The organism is Pseudosulfitobacter sp. DSM 107133 (assembly GCF_022788695.1).
Classification (GTDB): domain Bacteria; phylum Pseudomonadota; class Alphaproteobacteria; order Rhodobacterales; family Rhodobacteraceae; genus Pseudosulfitobacter.
Window position 1 is genome coordinate 113,686 of record NZ_CP085158.1, and the last position, 21,815, is coordinate 135,500.

Sequence of the window (21,815 nt, forward strand, 5' to 3'; positions counted from 1 at the left end):
GGGAAACGCGGGCCTGCGTCTCGTTAGAGGCCAGTGTCCGCGCCAAAATCAAAGGTCTCGAAATCTCGAATGTAAGCCTCGAAAAAATCGCTGAAGGTGGCGATCAGGGGCGGCAGCGCGTCGTAAGGGGGATAATAAAGCATCAGGTTCAACGGCAAAAGGTCCCAGTCCGGCAACACCTCGACAACCTTCTTTTTGTTGATTGCATCCTGCACAAGGAACCGCGGCAGGTTAACCATGCCATTGCCCGCAGCGGCCAGCGCCAAAAGCAGCTCGCCATTGTTGGACACAATTTCCGTTCCCGCCCGGAATGTGCGCGCAGTGCCGGTTCTGGACATCTTCCATGTCTCGGCATTGCCGGTGCCGTAGGACAGGCAATGGTTCGGATCAAGCTCATCGGGATTCTGTGGCGTGGAAATCCGGTCAAAGAGCGCAGGCCCTGCTACGATGGCGCGCGGAACCATGCAGATCCGCCGCCAGATTGTCGACTTGTCGGTAGGAGGTCCGGAAATCCGGATCGCGAGGTCGCAGCTTTCGTCAATGATATCGACCAGCGTGTCGGTCAACTGCACGTCGACCTGTATCTGCGGATAGGCAAGCCGGAAGCTGTCGATCAATCCCGGCAACAGCCGCATCCCGAAAGACAACGGCGCGTTGAGTGACAAACGTCCCCTGTCAGGATGGGTTGCGCTGGTGATCTCTTGGGTCACGCGGTCGAAATCCTCAAGAACCGGCCGGTAGCGCGCGGCCACCAGCGCACCGGCTCCCGTCAGGGAAATCTGACGCGTGGTGCGTGTCAGCAGCTGCTGGCCCAGATCCTCCTCAAGCTGCGCAACAATGCGGGTGATTGATGCCGGTGTCATACGCAGGCTGCGCGCTGCGCCGACAAAACTGTCCTGGGCTATGACTTCAAGAAAGACGCGAATGGGTTTCAAGCTCTGCATGGCGATCAACTATTATCAAATATCGTAATAGTAAATGAAACTACATTTCTATTCTTTGCAATTAATAAATCTACTACCTAGGGGGCATAACAGCCACATCCGGCGAGGGAGATAGAGATGATCAAGGATATCAAAGGCCTGCACCATGTTACTTCGATGGCGGCAGATGCACAGCAGAACAACACATTCTTCACCGACACCCTCGGCCTGCGCCGGGTAAAGAAGACTGTCAACTTCGACTCGCCCGAGGTGTATCACCTGTATTACGGGGACGAGATGGGCACGCCCGGCTCGGTGATGACATATTTCCCCTTTGACCAGATGCCCCGTGGCAAACGCGGCACCGGCGAAGTGGGCATTACCGAATTTGCCGTGGCCAAGGGCGCGCTGTCCTACTGGAAGGATCGGCTGGCCGCGAAGGGCGTCAAAGGCCTGAGCGACAGCAGCTTTCTGGGTGAACCGCGCCTTGAGTTCAGCGGGCCCGATGGCGACAGCTTTGCACTGGTTGAAACCGAAACACGCGATCGGACGCCCTGGACCGGGGCCGGTGTGCCGGAAGAGGCGGGCATTCTGGGCTTTCACGGTGCGCGGATGCGGCTGCGGGATGCAGCGCCGACCGCCGAGCTTTTGGGCTTTATGGGCTACCAGAAGGAAGAAACCGAAGGGTCGGTCACGCGCTACCGGATTGAGGGCGGCAACGCTGCCGATACTGTCGATCTGGAAGCGCGGCCGGACGCGGGCACAGCTTCGCAGGGGGCGGGATCGGTGCATCACATCGCCTTTGCCGTCGAGAACCGTGCCGCGCAGTTGGAGGTGCGCAAGGCGTTGATGGACACCGGCTATCAGGTGACCCCGGTGATCGACCGCGACTATTTCTGGGCGATCTATTTCCGCACCCCCGGCGGTGTCTTGTTCGAGATTGCGACGAACGAGCCCGGTTTTGACCGTGATGAAGACACCGCACATCTGGGCCAGGCGTTGAAACTGCCGACACGGTACGAACCGCACCGCGCGCAGATCGAACGTTTCCTGCCCAAACTCGAAGCTTGAGGAGGTCGACATGTCACTGACCACTTACCACGCTCTGACCCGCGCCCCCGACAGGGGGGCACCGCTGGTCTTTGCCTTTCATGGCACCGGCGGAGACGAGCACCAGTTCTTTGACCTTGCCCGCCAGTTGCGGCCCGACGCAGGCGTGGTGTCGCCGCGCGGCGACGTTTTGGAAGGTGGGGCCGCACGGTTCTTTCGTCGTACCGGCGAGGGGGTCTATGATATGGATGACCTTGCCGGGCGCACCGAGCGGATGGCGGCATTTCTCGCGGCACACAAGGCCACGCATCCGGGCGCGCCTGTTTACGGGTTTGGCTACTCCAACGGGGCGAACATCCTTGCGTCGGTGGTGATGGCACGGCCCGATCTCTTTGATCGTGTCGGGCTGTTGCATCCGCTGATCCCGTGGACACCTGCTTCGGTGAAGTTGACCGGCCGTTCCATTCTGATCACCGCAGGCAGGCGCGATCCCATCTGCCCGTGGCCGCTGAGCGAGGCGCTGATTGACTGGGCGGAAAACCAGGGTGCGATGGTCACCACGCACATCCACGACGGCGGCCATGAATTGCGCCCGGCCGAGGTTGATGCGCTGTCTGCGCTGTTGTCCAATTGAACGAAGACGCAAACGATAGCTGTGGCGTGGCACCTTTCGGCTGCCACGCCACGGCAGGAATTTACAATCCTGCCCTGTCCCTTGCAGGTACTCTTGAGGCAGATAACCATCCTTCACGCCAAGCTATGGTGAGGTAATGGAAAACCACATGTGTCCCACCAACGGCCGGTGGCAAAACAAACGATACGAGGGTGCCTTGGTCATAAATACTCACGGCAACGGTTGTGTCGGTTTGTTCTTTGGCGTGCCTGACGCACCGTGTATCTCTGTCGCCCCGTTCGATACGACCGGCTTTACCGTTACCCATGTTGTCCGACCCTTTTCATCGGACCGTGCCAATACGGTGCAACTGCCAGCAACTGATTGCTATTTCATGATGTTGTATCTTGCTCGGGCGCGACATGCCGATGTCCTCAAGGATGGCTGCCACACAGCTGTGCGTCTTTATCCCGAAGGCTCGGTCTGTCTGGTTGATCTGGGCACAGGTGCCGAAATCGTATTGCACAGCAGCCTGCGCGCGCTGTGTTTTATGATGCCCAAAGACTTGCTGGCCGGACTTGGCGCGCCTGCGCCAGACCTTGCGATAAAGCTGAAGTGCGTGCGCGGGACCAACGATCCGGTGATCGCCAGCCTTTCCGACGCCCTGTTGCCGTTGTTTCACACGTCACCCACCGCGAAGCCGATGCTGTGCCATCTGGCTTTGGCGATTTGCGCGCATGTCCTGCACACCTACGAGGACGGGCCCGGGCCGCATTCGGAAGGGCGTTTGCTATGAATGGTTTCGAAACCGGGATTGTCCAGTTTTCGCGCCTTGATCTGCCGCTTATGAAGGTAGAGCGGATCATATACCGCAACGGGCACCGGACTTTGCGCGAGAAATTCCGTCATGAGAATGCGTTCCTGATCCAGATAGAACTGTCTGACGGGACAGTATCAATCCGCGATCTGCGGCATCCTTACATCGGTATGCTGCACGCCCCGGTGGATCGCATTTCGTTCCGCATCGGCTTTGATGATCTGCGCGCCTTTGCCAGACAGTCGGGCCGACCCGAGTTTACAATGCTGCGCTGTGATGCGGGCCTGCAGGACGCGTCGTTGCATGGGTTAGCACAGGCGCTTGTTCCGACATTGGTCACCCCTGAACAGGCCAGCCACCTGTTTCTAGAGCAAATGGGTCTGGCAACTTTGGTCTATGTCACACAGACATATGGCAGCCTGCACTTTCCCGCCCACCGCAAGGGCGGGCTTTCCGCACAGCAGGAAAAGCTGGCCATAAAATTTCTGGTCGAACACCTGACACAGGCGTTTTCGCTCGCGGAATTGGCAAGTTTCTGCAGCCTTTCGAAAAGCTATTTCAGCAAGGCGTTCAAGCAGACGCTTGGCAAGACTCCGGGACAATGGCTGACAGAATATCGTGTGGCGCGGGCCTGTGATCTTTTGGGGACCGCACAACCCATTGCCCAGATCGCGCTTGCCTGCGGCTTTACAGACCAAAGCCATATGACCCGGGTTTTTTCCGATACCTTACAGGAAACGCCGGCGAAATGGCGTCGCGCGCTTGCGCCTGCTCAACTTTCAATAGGCGCACCCGCGATGCAGCCCCCCGAACGAATGGATGGATCAGGCGAGAACCGCCTTGCGCCAAGCACCCGGCGACATGCCGACCATGCGCGAGAAAACGCGCGTGAAGTGGCTTTGATCCACGAACCCGCAGGCATAGGCAATTTCGCTGAGCGGTAAGGATGATGACCGCTAAAGGCCTTGGGCCTTTTCGACCCGTCGCCTGATCATCCACTGATAGGGGGGCATCCCAGTCGTCAGTTTAAAGGCACGGGTGAAAAACGAAGGCGACAAATGGCAGGCATGCGCCAGTTCAGCCACTTGTAGCGCTCCGTCGATTTGCGCATCAATCATCTCTGTGGCGCGTCTGGTCTGCCATGGTGCCAATCCCCCGGGTGGCGGAGGCGCAGGTTCTTTTGCGGCACCATAGCGCACCGCCATATGCGTCGATAGGGCCAATCCGACATGGTCGAGAAACAGCATGCTGACCTGCTCGGGTGAGTCAAAGGCCGGCGCGAGGGCCAAAACGAGGCCCCGCACGGTCGGGTCGTCTATATTTGCACCGGGCGCGATATTCAGCGTTTCGATTTTACGCGTGCCCAGATCTTCCTCCAACACTGTGATTGACGCGCGTGGGATATGAAAGTTGATGCAATCAAACTCGGAACGCATGTTGGCCTGCCAGATCCTGTTATAGTCGTAAAAGCTAAACTGACCCTGCCGAAGAACAGGCATTTTAACATGTTTGCCATCGACCCATAGATCCCCACGGTAATCATGCATCTGAAAGGCCATCATGAAAGCATCTTCAGTGACGTGCTGGTCGACATAGCCGTGATTGGGCGTGTTCCGAGTTAGCCGCGTCGCTGAAATGCCGGTCTTGTTCAGGACAGAGGATCGGACGGTCTGCGCGCCCTGGACTCGTAGGAATTCCATTTTCTCATTGGTGTTGTAGGCTTTGGACACGCGCGCGCCTCCATAGGCATTCACGACCGATGCAGCGCTTCCATACCGACCTTATCTCAATAATACCACTTCCCGAACGCAATCAAGCCCTCGGAAGCCACGGGCGTATTCTTGCGTGGTTTTGTTCAAAAAGCAGGACTGCGCGACAAGATGGCCGCCCGGATTTCGGGCAAACATCATCGCAAGTCTACGAACAACGAGAATGAGAGCATCATGAAGATTTACCTTATTTCGCTGGGTGCGGGGCTTTTGGTTGGAGCGATTTACAGCTTTCTGAATGTCCGGTCGCCTGCACCGCCGGTGATCGCGCTGGTGGGTTTGCTGGGCATCCTGATCGGCGAACAGACCATGCCGTTGGTGCGGCATGTCATGGCCGGACACAGCGTCAATCTGTCCTGGTTCAACAAACAGTGCCGCCCGCATGTGTTTGGTCGCCTGCCCAAATGCGCCGACACAGCCGCCAGCATGAAAACTCCCTCGGCGGGGAACGCAGGATGAAACCGAACAGCCTCACGCCCTCCCGCGCGACGTTCAATCGTCGCGAAGTGATCATCACCGGATCGGCCATCACCGCCGCTCTTTCCCTCCCCGGGTTCGCCTTTGCGGCGGATCCGACCTCCCTTGACCCTTCCACAGGAGACCTGACCATGGGTTATGTCACGACAACAGACGGCACCGAAATCTTCTACAAGGATTGGGGCCCCAAAGACGCGCAACCTATCGTGTTCCACCACGGCTGGCCGCTGAGCTCGGACGACTGGGACGCGCAGATGCTGTTCTTCGTATCCAAAGGCTACCGTGTTGTGGCGCATGACCGGCGCGGTCACGGACGGTCGGCGCAAGTCTCCGATGGGCACGACATGGACCATTACGCATCAGACGCCTTTGCAGTTGCCGAGGCGCTCGATCTGAAAAATGCTGTCCACATCGGCCACTCCACAGGTGGCGGCGAAGTGGCGCGTTATGTCGCCAAACACGGTGAACCTGCGGGCCGTGTGGCCAAGGCGGTTCTTGTCTCGGCTGTTCCACCGCTGATGTTGAAGACCGAGAGCAATCCAAATGGCACACCGATGGAGGTTTTCGACGGCTTCCGCGCAGCCCTTGCAGGCAACCGTGCGCAGTTTTTCCGTGATGTGCCTGCCGGTCCTTTCTACGGGTTCAACCGCGAAGGCACCGACGTCCACGAAGGCGTAATCCAGAACTGGTGGCGTCAGGGCATGAGCGGCAGCGCGAAGGCGCATTATGACGGGATCAAAGCCTTTTCCGAAACGGACCAGACCGAAGACCTCAAGGCGATCAGCGTCCCGACATTGATCATGCATGGTGAAGACGACCAGATCGTCCCCATCGCCGCATCGGCGGAACTGGCCATCAATCTGCTGCCGAACGGCACGCTGAAAACCTATCCCGGCTTTTCGCACGGTATGCTGACGGTAAACGCCGATGTGCTGAACGCCGACCTGCTGGCCTTTGTCCAAGCGTAAACTTCCTTTCCCTTTCCTTGTCAAAGAAAGACCTATCATGTCCAAAACCGAGATCCTTACCCCCACAAACAGTCAGATGATCTTTATCGACCAACAGCCGCAAATGGCGTTCGGCGTGCAGTCGATGGATCGCCAGACGTTGAAGAACAACACTGTCGGACTGGCCAAAGCGGCCAAGATATTTGACATCCCCACAACGATCACAACGGTCGAATCCGATGCGTTTTCGGGTCACACCTATCCCGAACTGCTGGACGTATTTCCTGAAACGCCGCTGCTTGAACGGTCTTCGATGAACTCGTGGGACGATCAGAAGGTCCGCGATGCGCTGGCCGAGAACGCCGCGAACGGTCGCAAGAAGGTCGTGGTATCGGGATTGTGGACCGAAGTGTGCAACACCACCTTTGCGCTCAGCTGTCTGAACGACACCGACTATGAAATCTACATGGTCAGCGATGCTTCGGGCGGTACATCACTTGAGGCGCATGAACGCGCGATGGAGCGGATGGTTCAGGTTGGCGTCATTCCCGTTACCTGGCAACAGGTGCTGTTGGAGTGGCAGCGCGACTGGGCGCATCGTGACACCTATGATGCCGTGATGGAATTGGTGCGCGAACATTCGGGTGCCTATGGTATGGGCGTCGATTACGCCTACACGATGGTCCACAAGGCTCCGAGCCGCAGTGCCCATACTGGCAAACGTCTTGATCCGGTTCCCGCAAAATAAGCCCATGGACCGCCGCGGCCCTGCTGTGGCGGTCCCTTCTTTTGACGCTGGAGAACATCATGTCCACACGCCGCCGCGCGGTGCTGGCGGGTCTGGGGGCGACCACTGCCCTTGGCCTGTTCCGGCCCCGGTTTGCCCTTGCACAGGAAAAAACCATGACCGAAACAACCCTTATTCTGAGAAACGGCAAGATAACCACGCTTGATCCCCAGACGCCGGACGCCACGGCGATTGCAATCATCGACGGCAAGGTGGCCGCTGTTGGTACGGATGCGGATGTAATGCGGCTGCATGGCGATGATGTGGAAAAAGTCATCGACCTGCGGGGCCGTCGCGTGATCCCCGGTCTGAACGACAGCCACACCCATGTGATCCGGGGCGGGCTGAACTACAACATGGAACTGCGCTGGGAAAACGTGCCGTCGGTTTCCGACGCGCTGGCGATGCTGCGCAAGCAGGCTGCCAACACGCCGGCCCCGCAATGGGTTCGGGTGGTGGGGGGATGGTCGGAGTTCCAGTTTGCGGAACGCCGCATGCCCACGCTGGAGGAGATCAACGACGCAGCCCCCGATACACCGGTGTTCGTGCTGCATCTCTATGCTGCTGCGCTGCTCAATCGCGCCGCGCTCAAGGCGCTTGGCTTTACCAAGGACACGCCCAACCCGCCCGGCGGCGAGATCGCGCGTGACGAAAAGGGCAATCCCACAGGTATGCTGATCGCGCGTCCTTCCGCGCTGATCCTGTATTCGACGCTGGCGCAGGGGCCGAAACTGGCCATCGAGGATCAGAAGAACTCGACCCGCCACTTCATGCGCGAACTGAACCGTCTGGGCGTAACCTCGGTCATCGACGCAGGCGGCGGCGGGCAGAACTATCCGCAGGACTACGACGTGATCCAGTCGCTGCACGACGCGGGTGAGATGACTCTGCGTGTGGCCTATAATCTGTTTGCCCAGACTGCTGGTCAGGAGCTGTCGGACTATGAACGCTGGATCGGGATGACCGAACCGGGGGCCGGTGACGATTGGCTGCGGATGAACGGGGCGGGGGAAAACCTGGCCTGGTCGGCGGCGGATTTCGAGAACTTTCTCGAGCCGCGTCCCGAACCTGCACCGGTGATGGAAGAGGAGCTGGAGCGCATCGTAGAATTGCTAGCGACCAACGAATGGCCGTTTCGCATCCACGCCACCTATGATGAAACCATCGACCGGTTTCTGAATGTGTTCGAGCGGGTTAACGGGAACACCCCGTTCAAGACACGGTTCATCATCGACCACGCTGAAACCATCAGCACCCGCAACATCGAGCGGATCAAGGCCCTGGGCGGTGGCATTGCCACGCAGCACCGGATGGCGTTTCAAGGGGAATACTTCGTCGACCGCTACGGCGCGCAGGCGGCGGATGCCACACCGCCCATCCGCGAGATGCTGAATACCGGCCTACCCGTGGGTGCCGGCACCGACGCTACGCGCGTTGCGAGTTATGATCCATGGGTGTCGATGCACTGGCTGACCACGGGCAAGACCGTAGGGGGCATGACGCTGTATGGCGACGATAGGTTGCTGAACCGCGAAGAGGCCCTGGCGCTTTGGACAACCGGGTCAGCGTGGTTCTCGGGCGAGCAATCGGTCAAGGGCCGCCTGTCCGTGGGCATGTACGGTGACCTTGCGGTGCTGTCCGACGATCTGATGGCAGTACCCGACGCCAAGCTGCGCGGGATCACGTCGGTGATGACAGTGGTCGGTGGAAGGATTGTCTTTGCCGAAGGCGACTTTACTGAACACAACCCGCCATTGCCGCCCGCCAGCCCGGACTGGGCCGCCAATGCACTGTTTGCCAGCCCTGCCGAGCGGCAGGCATCGCTGGCACCGGCGTCACTGGACATGCGGGCCTGTCACGACGGATGCACAAACGGCTGTGGATTGCATGGCCACAGCCACGGGATCGCGTGGACAAATCCGATACCCGTGCGCGATGCGTCCGCATTCTGGGGCGCCCTTGGATGTGCGTGCTTTGCGGTTTGACCCTTGGCCCCAGCGGCCCCCCCTCACACAGGAGACTGGCCAATGTATCTAAACCGCGTCGCACTGATCACGGTCAACTTGGGCATCACCTGCCCGTTCTGGGCCAGCGCCTTTGTCAAAGCCGCCGATTTTGAAGGCACCATAGCCGAAGTGGGCGCCATCGGACTGCCTGCGCCGGTCTTTGTTGCCGCGATGACGGTTCTGGTACAGGCGGGCGGGTCCATCAGCCTGATAACCAGGCTGTTCGCGCCACTCGGTGCCGCGGTCCTCGTGATTTTTTCACTGACGGCGTCGTTTCTGGTGCATCCTTTCTGGACCATGCCACCGGATGCTTTTCTACCGAACTTTGCGGCCTTCACGGCCAACATGGGTCTGATCGGCGGGCTGATTGCCGCGGCGGCCCTCACCTCACTCCATAAGGATAGACAATCATGACAGCCCCCAAAATCACCTATACCGAGACCGACAGCAAAGGCCGCTACGCCGCCACCGTTGAGGGCAAGGCAGGCGAGGCGGAACTGACCACCTCGAAAGTGTCCGACACGCTGATCATCGCGGATCACACCGATGTTCCCGACAGCATGCGTGGCACTGGCGTCGGCCGTGCGCTGGCCGAGCAACTGATCGCGGATGCCCGTGCCAAGGGCCAGCGCATCGTGCCGCTGTGTCCTTTCGTGCGCGCCCATTCCATGAAACACCGCGAAGAGCTGGCCGATGTCATCCAGTGGTAACCCCCCCGCGACCAGCAGCGCCTATGCGCCGTTTGGTCAGGCCGCCTTTGCCCTGCTCTGGACCGCGACGCTGATCTCGAACATCGGCACGTGGATGCATGATGTCGGGGCAGGGTGGCTGATGACCACCCTTAATCCCAGCCCTGCGGTTGTCACATTGGTGCAGGCGGCGACGACCCTGCCTGTGTTCTGCTTTGCCTTGCTGGCCGGTGCATTGGCCGACCGTCTGGACAAGCGGCGGATGCTGTTGGGGATCAACGTTGTGCTGCTGTGTGTTGTCAGTTTGCTGACCGTTCTGGTCTGGCTAGAGGCGATGACGCCGGGGCTGCTGATCGCCTTTACGTTGGTGATTGGCACCGGTGCGGCGTTTATGGCGCCGGCCTGGCAGGCCATTGTGCCGCAGCTGGTGCCGCGTGAACAGTTGAAACCTGCGATTGCGCTGAATTCCATGGGCATCAATATCTCGCGTGCGATTGGCCCGGCCATTGCGGGCGCGCTGATTGCCAGCGTCGGGCTTGCCGCCCCCTTTGCCATGAACGCACTCAGCTTTCTGGTCATTCTAACCGCCCTGACCCTTTGGCGGCCGGAAAAGACAGAACGGCGGCGTCCGACGGGAACGCTATTGTCGGATATGGCAACCGGCCTGCGCCACGTCCGTCACAACCCTGCGATGCTGGCGACAGCGGTGCGGGCCGCGGCGTTCTTCCTCTTTGCCTCGGCCTATTGGGCGTTGCTGCCATTGATTGCGCGCAGTGCCGAAGGCGGTGGTTCGACCCTTTACGGGGCATTGATGGCATTGATCGGTGCGGGCGCTGTGACGGGGGCGGTGCTTTTGCCGCGCTTGCAGCGGATCGCGTCTTCGGACGCGACGGTGCGGATCGGCACAGGCGGAACAGCACTGGCACTGATCCTGATGGCGCTGGCGCAAGTTCCTGTGGCGCTGCTGGCGGCGGCGTTCATTGGCGGTATGTCGTGGATCGCGGTGCTGACCTCTTTCAACGTCTCGGCGCAGACGGCTCTGCCCAACTGGATACGGGCGCGGGGGCTGGCCGTGTTTCTGATGGTGTTCTTCGGCTCCATGGCTTTGGGGTCGATCCTCTGGGGGCAAATCGCGGCGGCGACCTCGATCGCATCGGCCCTGTTCATCGCCGCTGTCGGGCTTGGCCTTGGGGTTGTGCTGACGCGCAAGCTACCCGTTGGTCAGGGAGAGGCGCTGAATCACAGCCCCGCGTCCATCTGGCCCGAAGCGCCGGCGCAGGCCGAGGATCAAGGCGACGACCAGCCTGCGATGGTCATCGTCGAATACCGCATACCGCCAGAGAACAAAGCCGGGTTTCGCGCCAAGATGAAATCCGTGGCCAAGGAACGACTGCGCAACGGGGCGACACGGTGGTATATTCATCAAAGCGTGGAAGAGCCCGAAGTGTGGCTGGAAACCTTTCATCTGCGCAGCTGGGCCGAGCATCTGGAACATCACGACCGTGTCAGCGTGGCCGACATGGACCTGCACAAGGACCTGCGCACACTGCACAAGGGACCGGACGCGCCGCTTGTGCGCCACTATATCGGGTCGCGGTGACGCACCCCCTGAATTTGCAAAGGAGACTCTCATGAGCTGGAACCCGACCCATACCCCCGAATGCCCCACCTTCGGGTGTGACGCGCTGGAAACACTGATCATTCCGCGCGCCCGCGATCTTGGCGGCTTTGACGTGCGGCGCGCGTTGCCTTCGCCGAACCGCCAGATGGTCGGCCCGTTCATCTTTTTCGATCAGATGGGGCCGGCCGAGTTTATCACCGAAGGCGGTATCGACGTGCGTCCGCACCCACATATTGGTCTTGGCACCGTGACCTACCTCTACAATGGCGAGTTCGAGCACCGCGACAGCATCGGCACGCACCAGATGATCTATCCCGGAGAAGTAAACTGGATGGTCGCTGGCAAGGGGGTCACCCACTCGGAACGCACCAGTGCCGAAACCCGCGCGACGCGCCACAAGCTGTTTGGCATCCAGACGTGGATTGCCCTGCCGGAAGATCGCGAAGAAATGGAACCCGATTTCGAACACCACAAGGAAGCCGCACTGCCGGTGTTGCGCGACAACGGGGCGCAAGCACGGCTGATCCTCGGGTCGGCTTACGGCGAAACCAGTCCCGTCACCATGCAATCCGAAACCTTCTATCTGGATGTGCAGCTGGAACCCGGTGCAGCCTTTCCCCTGCCAGACAATCATGAGGACCGAGGGATCTATATTACCCAAGGCAGCATCGAAGTGGCTGGGGATCAATTCGACGAGGGGCGGATGATGGTGTTCCGTCCCGGCGACAAGATATCGGTCACGGCGGGCCCCGCGGGGGCGCGCCTGATGGCGTTGGGTGGAGCCACGATGAACGAAGAGCGGTATATCTGGTGGAACTTCGTATCGTCGTCCAAGGACCGTATTGAACAGGCCAAGGAAGACTGGAAAGCGGGCGATTGGACAAAGGGTCCGTTCCGGCTGCCGCCCGGTGACGATGCTGAATTCATCCCCATTTCTGCAGAGTTGGACCAGACCAGCCCGAACAGGATGTGAAAGGTCGAAATCGCGAGCGTCGAAGCGACTAAAGATCATCTTTGCGGCTCGGACTTCAGGCGAAATGCACCGTTGGCATTTTGGACCGAAAATGGGCTTCGCTGCTTCTATTTTGCGGCGAAGCCTGATGCCTGCTGATTTGCACCCATAACTGAGCTGGTAGGGTGCATAACTTCTAATGAGAATTGTGCGGTTTTAACCTACCCCTAAAGCAGATAGCAGCAGGGGTATTAAAGCTCAATTTTGGGTTTCTATTCAAGTGAACCGCACCGGGTTTGCCGGAGGCTCCAACTCGTGAGAAGGATGGAGCATCATGAGCAAGACGACGAACAAGTATTCCCCGGAGGTGCGCGAGCGAGCCGTTCGCATGGTTCTGGACAATCCCGGGCGGCATGAGAGCCGTTGGTCAGGGATCGTTTCGGTATCGTCGAAGATCGGCTGTGCGGCGAACACGCTGAACGATTGGGTCAAGAAGGCCGAAGTGGATCGGGGTGATCGCGCCGGTGTCACGACCGAGATGGCCGAGAAGCTGAAGGCGCTGGAGCGGGAGAACCGCGACGTCGAATTCGCTCAGGTCTAGCAATTGATCCCCGACATGCGCCGCAGCGCGGATCGCGGGGCGTAGGCGGGTCAGGAACATCTCGACCGCGTCGCCCGCCCCCTTGGCCCGCAGCTTGGGTGCGACCGCCTTCAGATGCGCCGCCCGACGCGCGAGGTCGGCGGCCTGCCCCACGGCCTCGATCACCGAAGAGATGATCCCAACCGAGTGCTTGGGCGAGGGCCGCATCCGCGAGGATCAGCGCTGCTTCGTCTGAACGTGGCGCCTCGCGCAGAACAGCTTACAGCGCCATCGCGGCGCGGGTCACCGGCGCCCCCTTTCCCGCTCAGGCCGGCCGGAAACCGCCACACAAGCCTCGGCCGCGCGCAGCGCGAGCCGGCCCCGCAACAAAGCTTGGGGCACGTCCGCGCGTCCCAACACAAGATGCAGGTGATTCAGCGCGGCGCCTGACAAAAACGCAACATCTTCAAGGGTTTCAGGATGTGCCGAGGTGACCCAGGCGGGTAACCGGGGTAGTGTATTGAGGCCGCTGGTGTGATCCTGTCGGGCAAATGTCATGCTTGGAGCCTACATCGACGCGGCGCTTTTTATCAGAAAATAGCACACAAGCCGCCCCGCCATTCCCTTCTGAGTGATGTCCAATAAGTTTGCATTATCGGACATAAAAAGATACGCTGAAAATCAGTTTAATTTCATCGCTGGATTCACTGTCGGATAGCCGGAATTCATGAGATTCAAGCACTTCCCTGAAAAACGAACCGGGGTTCATGAGACTCTGTACCGGTATTTATGAGACTGGATGAGTCGGTATTTGTGAGACTGGCGCTGTCGTGCGGCTTTTTCGGCAGTCTGACGTGCTCTCTCTTCGCGCTCAGCGCGCCAGAACCGGGCCGAGATGCGTCTCCTCAACGAGAGAGGCCATGAGCGGAGCGCCTCCCGGACCCGCACTTGTCCGTTCATGTCACTTGCGAGCAGCACGTCAATCGCTCGGGCCACGGGATCTTCGACGATCCGGCCGATGCCGACCGTCAGCGCGAAACACTGCAAGAGCGAGCCTTGCGCCAGGGCGTGGAGACCGGGACGCACTGGCTTAGCAAGCACTGGCGCCACCTGATCGTATTCGGGGACAACGACCGTCAGCGCCTGCCGGAGGATCGGCGTGGTCAGAAAATCATGGTAGTCCCGTCGGTCTTTCAGAGACATGCGTGGCTGCTCAGAGACGTTCGGCGGCGAGGCCTGGCGATGCCGTGCCGTCAGAACCTGAAGCACTTCGGGCGCTTCCAGGTCTTCCTGCCCCGCGCCGCGCGCCCAGGCATCGAGATGCGCGGCACCAATCTCGGCATGCCCTTCAAGTTTCTTGAAGCGATCCGTACCGAACCGGTCGGACAGGGTCTCGCCGGTGGCGTCCCGAAACTCCACACCATGCACCGGGCAGCGAAATCGCCACGGCAGCGCGGCGGCTTTGCGATGCAGGTCTTCGGGACAGTGCGGGCATGGAGACCGGTTCTTCCGCGCGATCATCATGCGCGCCGCCGCCCCCAACTCCCGGAAAGTCATGGACTGCACCGCTTCGGGCGAAAGGCCGGTCCGAGCCGCGATCAGAGCCCCCTGCCCTTCTGAAAGCCGCCATTCCAGGTCGAACACGCCCTGCCCCTGCAGGCCAAGTGCTGTGACGAATTCCGAAACCGTCATCGCGTAGAACGGGGCCATGCGCGCGGCCCAGGAAGACAGTCGTTCATCGACCTCGGGGGCGTAAACAACCGGCAGGCGCCCGCACCCCGTCACACCGGCTCTCCCAAGACCGCCTGCAACCGGTCGCCGCCCAGAATATCGCGCGAGAGAATGCGTTCCTCGCCGCTTTCGATGGCGGCGATCGCCAGCTGCGACAGGATCGAAAAGATGCCCGAGGTGATGCCGCCGGTCACCTTGATGATCCGCGCGAGCGCGTGGCCGTCGATCTCGCTTTGGTGCCGAAGCGGCAGTGTGCGGGTGAGCGTGCTCATCAGCCCGTTCAGATCCTCGCCCTCCCGCCAGGGCGGCAACGCGAAGGCCTCGAAACGGCGCACCAGTTGATCATCGGTACGCAACGCGTTGCGGGCTTGGGCGGTGCCGACGCAAACCAGAGGGACGCGCAGCTCGTTGCCCAGAAAGCGCAGCATGTTCAGGAATCGCGCCTGTTCGCGGACCGTGCCGGCCTGCAGGCTGTGAATCTCGTCGATGACCAGCATCCCCGGACGCAATTCGGCGAGCAGACGCAAGGCCAGGCTTTCCAGCACAGACAGTGTCGCCCGCGGCGGCTCCGGGGCACCAATCGCCGCCAGGATCCGGCGGTAGAAGCGCGATTCATCAGGCCCAGACACCATCTGCACGGCGACGACCGGCATATGCAGCCGTCCGCTGGTCTCGTCGAAGCTCGATGCGTGATCGCGGGTGAACTTCTCGATGATCATCGTCTTGCCCATGCCGCTGTCACCGACAATGAGCAGGTTCGGCATGCGGGCGCGATTGGGAAACGACATCAACGTTTCCAGCTTCTCCAAGGCGGCCTCGGCCCTGGGATAGGAGATCCAGCGGTCGGCGCGAATCCGGTGAATGCGCTCCTCGGCGCTGAGCGCGGCGATCTTGCACGCTCCCGGATAGAGATGCGGGAACTCAGTCATCCTCGTACCACTCCTCGACCTTGAAGCCGGGGTGGCTGAGGAACGGGCTCCCCTCTCCGTCCGGCGCAGGCAGGGCATCTCGCGGTGCGGCATCCGGTGTTACATCGATCATCGGCAGAGGGGCGAGATGCAACCGCCGAGCCTGATGGCGCCGTATCGCCTTCGTCTGCCGCTCGGCGCTGTCGACGAGGTCGCGCTGCGCCTCGATCGTCCTGAAAATCAGCTCCTCATCTACCGACCGGCGCCCGGCCTCGCGCAAGGCGCGCCGCGCCGCGCGGTGCTCCCAGAGCGTGATCGCAGGCCGTGTCATATCCGCGGGTCTCGCTTCGATGATCCCGTTCTCAGTCAGCACGAAAATGCGAGAGAGATCGCGCGGGTCGTATTTAAGCGTGAACTTGCGGCTTTCCCGGCCCATCAGCCAGCGCAACTCGTCCGCCCAGTAGCGGATGTGGAAGAGATGCAGCCCGTCACGCTGCAAGACACGGCTCTCGGAAGGCAGAAAATCGACCAAAAACTGCCTGAGATCGGTCGGCATGCGAAGCCGGGCCTCATCCACCCGGGCCGCCCAAGCCGCCGCAGGTGTGGTTTCCAGCGCAGAGTGGACCCGCACATGGTAGGAGCCGGTGATCTCGAGAGCGAGCCAGGTTTCCAGTTCGCCGAGCGTCATCACCGCCTCGGCCTCGGCATCGAGATCGCCGCGCTCGAAGATGTTCGAGAAATGCGACCCCGGCAGCAGGTGAACCGCCCCCATCATTGTGCCGATCAGGCGCTCGATATGGCCGCCATAGCGCGGTGTACCTGGCGGACGGTACCGCAGTTCGATCTGGTACTCTGCACAGGCGAGCCCGAAGGCGCGGGCATGGAATTCCGCGCCGTTGTCCACATAAATCGCGTTCGGGATGCCCCGCGTTGGCCAATCCGTGCTGATACCTCGCGCGGTGAGCCAATGCGATTTGTCCATTACCGTATGGGTCAGACACAGTGCGACGGCCAGTAGCGATGGCGGTTCCAGAGACAGGTAAAACCCCAGAACCATGCGGGTATTCACGTCGGTCGCGACCGTCAGCGTTGGCCTGCCGAGCGGACGTCGTGTCACCGGATCTACCACTGTCACATCAGCCTTGGTGTGGTCGATCTGGACGATATCCAGCGGATCGTTGGCGACCAGCCCCCCAGGCGTGGCCAGATAGCGCCGCTCGGCCTTGTCCTTGCCCTCTCGTCGGGCCATCAGTTTAGCTTGGTCATGTTGCTCCAGCCAGCGCCCCAGACGGCGGATCGAGGGTGGGGCCAGCCCTTGCGCCCGACAATCGGCAGCAACTTCGCGCCAGAACCGTGTCCTGGTGGGCTTACGACGGGAAGCATAAAACCCCTTGAAATGGCGGGACACGATCGTTTCCACCAACGGGTCCAAGGGCTGCATGCCCGGTTTAGGGCCCCGTGTATCCCGGAGCAATGCAGAGGTCCGCCCATCCTCGCGGAACTGCTTCACCAGGCGAAAGAGCGTGGATCGGCTGACATTCAGCTGATGCATGGCCCATTCGACAGCGCCTGGGCTGAGCTGGATCGGTAATTCCGCCAGCACCCGGGCGCGAAACTCCGCCTCTTCCCAATCCTTGTCAGCTGGAAAATTATCGGACATAATGTTGCTCAACGTGCGGATGCTGGAGAGTCTCATCAATAGCGACTCAAATCGCTTCCAGTCTCACTTACCCTGAATCGGTTTCAGAAATGCGACACAGGCAAGATATTGAAAACAAATGGACCACAGTCTCAGAAATTCCGGCAGACCGACAGATTCAGTGGAAAATGCCCTCAGAGACCGAGAAGTCGACGTCAACGCCCTCTGATGAACTTGATGATGCTCACGTCGACGAGAGCGATCAAGAGAAAAGCGACGGCATCGCTCTGCCCGCTCATGTCGCCGGTTCCGGCAGTCTCGATCGCCTGGTCGACACCGCTCGCGACTACGCCCGCGCCGCTGCCTCAGACAACACGCTGAAGGCCTACGCGAAAGACTGGACGCACTTCGCACGCTGGTGCCGGATGAGGGGGGTGGAGCCCCTGCCCCCCTCATCCGAAGTGATCGGCCTTTACCTCGCTGATCTTGCCTCCGGGTCAGGCCCCTCCCCGTCGCAGTTGGCGTCCCGCCCCCTGTCGGTCAGCACGATCGACCGCCGTCTGTCCGGTCTCGCATGGAACTACGCGCAGCGCGGTTTCACCCTCGATCGCAAGAACCGCCACATCGCGACCGTCCTCGCCGGGATCAAACGCAAGCACGCGCGACCGCCTGTGCAAAAGGAGGCGATCCTGGCTGCGGACATCGTCGCGATGGTCGCCACCCTGCCCTACGACCTACGCGGGCTGCGGGATCGCGCGATCCTGCTGATGGGCTACGCCGGAGGCCTTCGCCGCTCGGAAATCGTCAGTCTTGATGTGCACAAGGATGACACGCCGGATTCCGGCGGCTGGATCGAGATATTTGACAATGGTGCCCTGCTCACTCTCAATGCCAAGACCGGCTGGCGTGAGGTCGAGATTGGCCGCGGCTCCAAGGATCAGACCTGCCCCGTCCATGCGCTCGAGCAATGGCTGCACTTTGCCAAGATCGACTTCGGGCCGGTCTTTGTGGGAATCTCGCGCGATGGCAAACGCGCATCTGACACGCGGCTGGACGACAAACATGTGGCGCGCCTGATCAAGCGCACGGTCCTGGATGCCGGCATCCGATCCGACCTGCCCGAGAAAGACCGCCTCGCCCTCTTCTCCGGCCACAGCCTGCGCGCCGGTCTCGCCAGTTCGGCCGAGGTCGATGAACGCCATGTCCAAAAGCAGCTCGGCCACGCCTCCGCCGAGATGACCCGCCGCTACCAGCGGCGCCGCGACCGGTTCCGGGTGAACCTGACCAAGGCTGCCGGTCTCTGATCGCGCGCTCATTCGGTCGTTTATTACCCGTATCCTAAACTGCAAAAGGCAGGATTTGATGCCGTTGATAGGCTATGCGCGAGTATCGACCGAGGGTCAGACCCCCCTGCCCCAGTCGCAGGCGCTGAAATCAGCGGGCTGTGTCGAAATCCATGAGGAACAGGCTTCTGGCGGTGATCGTGCGCGGCCTGTGCTGGCGCGGGTGCTGGAACGGATCGGCAAGGGCGATACGCTGGTGGTGGTGCGCATCGACCGGCTGGCGCGGTCGCTGTCGCATTTGCTGGAGGTGATCGAACGGCTGGAAGCAAAGGGCGCCTTCTTCCGCTCGATTCAGGACCCGATCGACACCGGATCCCCGCAGGGCAAGTTCACGCTGCAGGTTCTGGGTGCAGCAGCCGAGTTCGAGCGCGCCCTGATCCGTGAACGGACCAAGGCTGGGCTTGCCAGCGCACGAACAAAGGGGCGGGTCGGCGGAAACCCTGGCCTGCGCGCCCGGGATCCGGCTGCGCTACGCAAGGTCCGACTGGCGCGACAGGACGGATATATGGAACGCCTGAATGAAACTGCGCAGGATTGGGTGCCCCATGTGCGTCGGCTGCGCCCCGATCTGGCTTGGGAAGATGTGGTGCGCATCATCAACGGCCCCCTACCCGAGGCCCGGCGCTGGACGCAAAGCCGTTTGCTGCGCGCTGTGAACCGCTACGTCCGCGATGGGTTCCTCCCCGCGACCGTGCTTGATCGCGCGGGCCCGCGTGCGCGAGATGATCGCCTGCCTGCTATCGTCGCGGGTATCAAGGGCGCCGATCCCGACATTACGCTTCAGGCCATCTGCGCCCGCTTGGAGAACATGCGTGAGTGCACACCCCGCGGCCGGACAAGCTGGCAGCCATCATCAGTGAAGATGTTGCTGGAGCGGGCGAAGCGGCTTGGGATACTATGAGTGAGTTTTGACGCTAAGCCTGTTCGTCACATCAGGCGACATCTCCAATTGAGTGGCAACTTTGCCCGCTAAGCAGTTTATCCTTGCAAATCTTCCATCGTGTGGAGTAATTGCAAGGTATGTATAAGCGCCAAACTCATCACTTTGTGCAATCCGCGCTCGAGAGCCAAGCTGCTGTTGTCCTCCTCGGCCCCCGGCAGGTTGGGAAAACCACGCTCGCTCTAGACATCGCTTCGGAGCAACCATCGGTATACCTTGATCTAGAACGAGATGCGGACAGGCAGATCCTGACCGAACCGGATCTATATCTGGATGAACAGGCGGGAAAACTCGTCATCCTCGATGAGGTGCAGCAGATGCCTGGCCTGTTCAAGAGCCTGCGTGGTCAGATCGACCAGCGCAGGCGGGCCGGTTTTCGAGCGGGCCAGTTTCTGCTCTTGGGATCAGCCTCCAACGTCCTACTCCAACAGTCGGCAGAATCCCTTGCTGGACGTGTCAGGTATATCGAAATGCCCCCTCTACAGCTTACTGAGGTGGGGGCTGATCAGTTGAATGCGCTCTGGCTGCGTGGTGGCTTTCCTGACAGCTTCATGGCTTCAAGCGATCAAGCCAGCATGGATTGGCGTCTAGATTTTCTGCGTACATATCTGGAACGTGACATCCCTGCCCTCGGACCGCGTATTCCAGCCGCAACCTTGCGGCGTTTCTGGACAATGCTTGCGCATGTGCAAGGTGGTCTATTGAACGCTGCAGCCCTCGCCGAGGGGCTGGGCGTCTCCGGCCAAACGATTGGACGCTACCTCGATCTGCTCGTTGATCTCATGCTGGTGCGGCGACTGCAGCCCTGGCATGAGAATGTCGGCAAGCGTTTGGTGAAATCGCCAAAGGTTTATGTCCGCGACAGCGGGGTCGTGCATGCCCTGTTAAGCATTGGGACAATCGAGGGCTTGCTCGGGCACCCCGTCGTTGGCGGCAGTTGGGAAGGGTTCTGTATCGAGGCCCTTCTTGCCGCTGCACCAACCGGCACCGAACCCTTCTTCTATCGCACTTCTGCCGGAGCTGAACTTGACTTGGTCCTTCGCCTGCCTGGGGGCGACATCTGGGCCGTTGAGATCAAGCGCACGACTGCGCCAAAGGTCTCGCGCGGGTTCTATGTGGGCGCGGAAGACATCAAGGCCAGCCGGAAGCTGTTGATCTACGCCGGAGAGCATGACGTCCCCGTGGCCGAAGGCGTTCGTGCAATGCCTCTTGAGCAAGGGATCGGGCTGTTGAGAGCACTATAGCGCAACGCTTGTTGCGCACGTGCACGAGAGTAAGGGGTCTACTTGTTTTGTTCAGTCTTAAGTACGCCGCGCATTTCCCTGTGGCATTTTTTCCGGTCCCCGCAGGTCTCCCGGTGCGTACCTGTTGCATGGAATGCACATCGCAGCGGCCGCCCCGTCTACAACGGCTGTGGCCCATCTTCCTCCCCTACCCTTCTATGCGGCGCTTCGCATCCAGCGTGGTCAGGCCTTGGTCAACCGCGCAGCTACCCTTCGGGCTGCATCAGTTTCACAAGCGCTGACAATGAAACCGCCAAAGGCTTCGGCTCAATCTCCATCTTGACCTCCGACCTGGAAATTACCATCGAACCCGTCGCGAGGTCGAACAGGACTGCCTTCGCGCAACGCGTCGCCGGACGCTCCCCGTGAGGCAAGCTGACCGAGTGCGGCGGCATCTAGAAGATTCAGAAAGGGGAGACCGGCGCTGGCTACTTCACGGTGAGCATCTGTGATCACGGCTTCAACGCAAACATGGGCAAAGCCACCAACTAGGACGGTCATCTCCTGGGGTCCGAAAGACGCGGCGTGAAACATGCATGGTTGATCGGCTTCGCTCTGGTCGGCCGACTTAAACTCCAATCTTGAACGCGTTCAAGATTGGAGTTTCTGGAGCCACTGAGCCTCAAAATAAGCGCCTGAAACCTATAGGCGCGTGGTATCTTTATCTTTTACTCAGAACCGTGCTACCATTGAAGCAGAATCGAGTCGAACTCGGACCCAACCGAAGTCAGGGCTTATAA

General features: G+C 60.4%; 20 protein-coding genes and 2 pseudogenes. 16 read left to right on the top strand and 6 right to left on the bottom strand.

Annotated features, from left to right (window positions below; translation table 11 throughout):
• Positions 1 to 23: 23 nt before the first annotated feature.
• A complete protein-coding gene (locus tag DSM107133_RS22500; RefSeq protein ID WP_114295573.1) occupies positions 24 to 944 on the bottom strand; it encodes a LysR family transcriptional regulator in 921 nt (306 codons plus the stop codon).
• Between the two features lie 117 nt (positions 945 to 1,061).
• Between DSM107133_RS22500 and DSM107133_RS22505 the strand changes: the two genes are divergently transcribed.
• From DSM107133_RS22505 to DSM107133_RS22520, 4 genes are all read left to right on the top strand, one after another.
• Positions 1,062 to 1,994, top strand: a complete 933-nt coding sequence (locus tag DSM107133_RS22505) for a ring-cleaving dioxygenase (RefSeq protein WP_114295289.1) — start codon at positions 1,062 to 1,064, stop codon at positions 1,992 to 1,994.
• A 10-nt stretch (positions 1,995 to 2,004) separates the two neighbouring features.
• Complete coding sequence (locus DSM107133_RS22510) at positions 2,005 to 2,607, top strand: alpha/beta hydrolase (protein WP_114295290.1); 603 nt, start codon at positions 2,005 to 2,007, stop codon at positions 2,605 to 2,607.
• A 373-nt stretch (positions 2,608 to 2,980) separates the two neighbouring features.
• Positions 2,981 to 3,382, top strand: coding sequence for a hypothetical protein (locus DSM107133_RS22515; RefSeq protein WP_114295291.1), 402 nt, complete (start codon positions 2,981 to 2,983; stop codon positions 3,380 to 3,382).
• Positions 3,379 to 4,347 (top strand): AraC family transcriptional regulator, encoded by a 969-nt coding sequence (locus tag DSM107133_RS22520; protein ID WP_114295292.1) that lies wholly within the window; start codon positions 3,379 to 3,381, stop codon positions 4,345 to 4,347. Before DSM107133_RS22515 ends, DSM107133_RS22520 begins: the two co-directional genes overlap by 4 nt.
• Before the next feature lie 12 nt (positions 4,348 to 4,359).
• Here the strand turns inward: DSM107133_RS22520 and DSM107133_RS22525 are convergent, their stop codons facing one another.
• Positions 4,360 to 5,133, bottom strand: coding sequence for an AraC family transcriptional regulator (locus tag DSM107133_RS22525; protein WP_162792158.1), 774 nt, complete (start codon positions 5,131 to 5,133; stop codon positions 4,360 to 4,362).
• Between the two features lie 213 nt (positions 5,134 to 5,346).
• On the opposite strand from DSM107133_RS22525, the gene DSM107133_RS22530 reads away from it, so the two are divergent.
• The 9 genes and pseudogenes from DSM107133_RS22530 to DSM107133_RS22570 all read left to right on the top strand — a co-directional run.
• Positions 5,347 to 5,631, top strand: coding sequence for a XapX domain-containing protein (locus DSM107133_RS22530; protein WP_114295574.1), 285 nt, complete (start codon positions 5,347 to 5,349; stop codon positions 5,629 to 5,631).
• Positions 5,632 to 5,780: 149 nt separating this feature from the next.
• Positions 5,781 to 6,617, top strand: a complete 837-nt coding sequence (locus DSM107133_RS22535) for an alpha/beta hydrolase (RefSeq protein ID WP_205387915.1) — start codon at positions 5,781 to 5,783, stop codon at positions 6,615 to 6,617.
• A 37-nt stretch (positions 6,618 to 6,654) separates the two neighbouring features.
• Positions 6,655 to 7,344, top strand: a complete 690-nt coding sequence (locus DSM107133_RS22540; protein ID WP_114295295.1) for a hydrolase — start codon at positions 6,655 to 6,657, stop codon at positions 7,342 to 7,344.
• A gap of 155 nt (positions 7,345 to 7,499) precedes the next feature.
• A complete protein-coding gene (locus DSM107133_RS22545) occupies positions 7,500 to 9,368 on the top strand; it encodes an amidohydrolase (RefSeq protein WP_114295575.1) in 1,869 nt (622 codons plus the stop codon).
• Positions 9,369 to 9,410: 42 nt separating this feature from the next.
• Positions 9,411 to 9,803 carry a DoxX family protein gene (locus DSM107133_RS22550; RefSeq protein WP_114295296.1) on the top strand — a complete coding sequence of 131 codons (393 nt, stop codon included), beginning with the start codon at positions 9,411 to 9,413 and terminating at the stop codon, positions 9,801 to 9,803.
• Complete coding sequence (locus DSM107133_RS22555; RefSeq protein WP_114295297.1) at positions 9,800 to 10,099, top strand: GNAT family N-acetyltransferase; 300 nt, start codon at positions 9,800 to 9,802, stop codon at positions 10,097 to 10,099. Before DSM107133_RS22550 ends, DSM107133_RS22555 begins: the two co-directional genes overlap by 4 nt.
• Positions 10,083 to 11,678, top strand: coding sequence for an MFS transporter (locus DSM107133_RS22560; RefSeq protein ID WP_114295298.1), 1,596 nt, complete (start codon positions 10,083 to 10,085; stop codon positions 11,676 to 11,678). The genes DSM107133_RS22555 and DSM107133_RS22560 overlap by 17 nt, the downstream gene beginning before the upstream one ends.
• A 31-nt stretch (positions 11,679 to 11,709) precedes the next feature.
• Positions 11,710 to 12,672 (top strand): pirin family protein, encoded by a 963-nt coding sequence (locus tag DSM107133_RS22565; RefSeq protein WP_114295299.1) that lies wholly within the window; start codon positions 11,710 to 11,712, stop codon positions 12,670 to 12,672.
• Positions 12,673 to 12,985: 313 nt separating this feature from the next.
• A pseudogene (locus DSM107133_RS22570) lies at positions 12,986 to 13,234 on the top strand (transposase); the annotation flags it as partial.
• A gap of 9 nt (positions 13,235 to 13,243) precedes the next feature.
• Here DSM107133_RS22570 and DSM107133_RS22575 read toward each other — a convergent pair.
• From DSM107133_RS22575 to DSM107133_RS22590, 4 genes and pseudogenes are all read right to left on the bottom strand, one after another.
• Positions 13,244 to 13,789: pseudogene (locus DSM107133_RS22575) on the bottom strand (DUF1403 family protein); the annotation flags it as partial.
• Positions 13,790 to 13,996: 207 nt separating this feature from the next.
• A complete protein-coding gene (locus DSM107133_RS22580) occupies positions 13,997 to 14,941 on the bottom strand; it encodes a TniQ family protein (RefSeq protein WP_240310681.1) in 945 nt (314 codons plus the stop codon).
• A gap of 71 nt (positions 14,942 to 15,012) precedes the next feature.
• Positions 15,013 to 15,891, bottom strand: a complete 879-nt coding sequence (locus DSM107133_RS22585) for a TniB family NTP-binding protein (protein ID WP_114295321.1) — start codon at positions 15,889 to 15,891, stop codon at positions 15,013 to 15,015.
• Positions 15,884 to 17,530 (bottom strand): Mu transposase C-terminal domain-containing protein, encoded by a 1,647-nt coding sequence (locus DSM107133_RS22590; protein ID WP_114295578.1) that lies wholly within the window; start codon positions 17,528 to 17,530, stop codon positions 15,884 to 15,886. The genes DSM107133_RS22585 and DSM107133_RS22590 overlap by 8 nt, the downstream gene beginning before the upstream one ends.
• Before the next feature lie 167 nt (positions 17,531 to 17,697).
• Here DSM107133_RS22590 and DSM107133_RS22595 point away from each other — a divergent pair, with 167 nt between their 5' ends.
• The 3 genes from DSM107133_RS22595 (at position 17,698) to DSM107133_RS22605 (ending at position 21,036) form a co-directional block, all read left to right on the top strand.
• Positions 17,698 to 18,813: a tyrosine-type recombinase/integrase gene (locus DSM107133_RS22595; protein ID WP_050525834.1), complete on the top strand. Its 1,116-nt coding sequence runs from the start codon at positions 17,698 to 17,700 to the stop codon at positions 18,811 to 18,813.
• Between the two features lie 58 nt (positions 18,814 to 18,871).
• Positions 18,872 to 19,753, top strand: a complete 882-nt coding sequence (locus DSM107133_RS22600; protein WP_243253634.1) for a recombinase family protein — start codon at positions 18,872 to 18,874, stop codon at positions 19,751 to 19,753.
• Between the two features lie 119 nt (positions 19,754 to 19,872).
• Positions 19,873 to 21,036 (top strand): ATP-binding protein, encoded by a 1,164-nt coding sequence (locus DSM107133_RS22605; RefSeq protein ID WP_012187061.1) that lies wholly within the window; start codon positions 19,873 to 19,875, stop codon positions 21,034 to 21,036.
• The last annotated feature ends 779 nt before the right edge of the window (positions 21,037 to 21,815 follow it).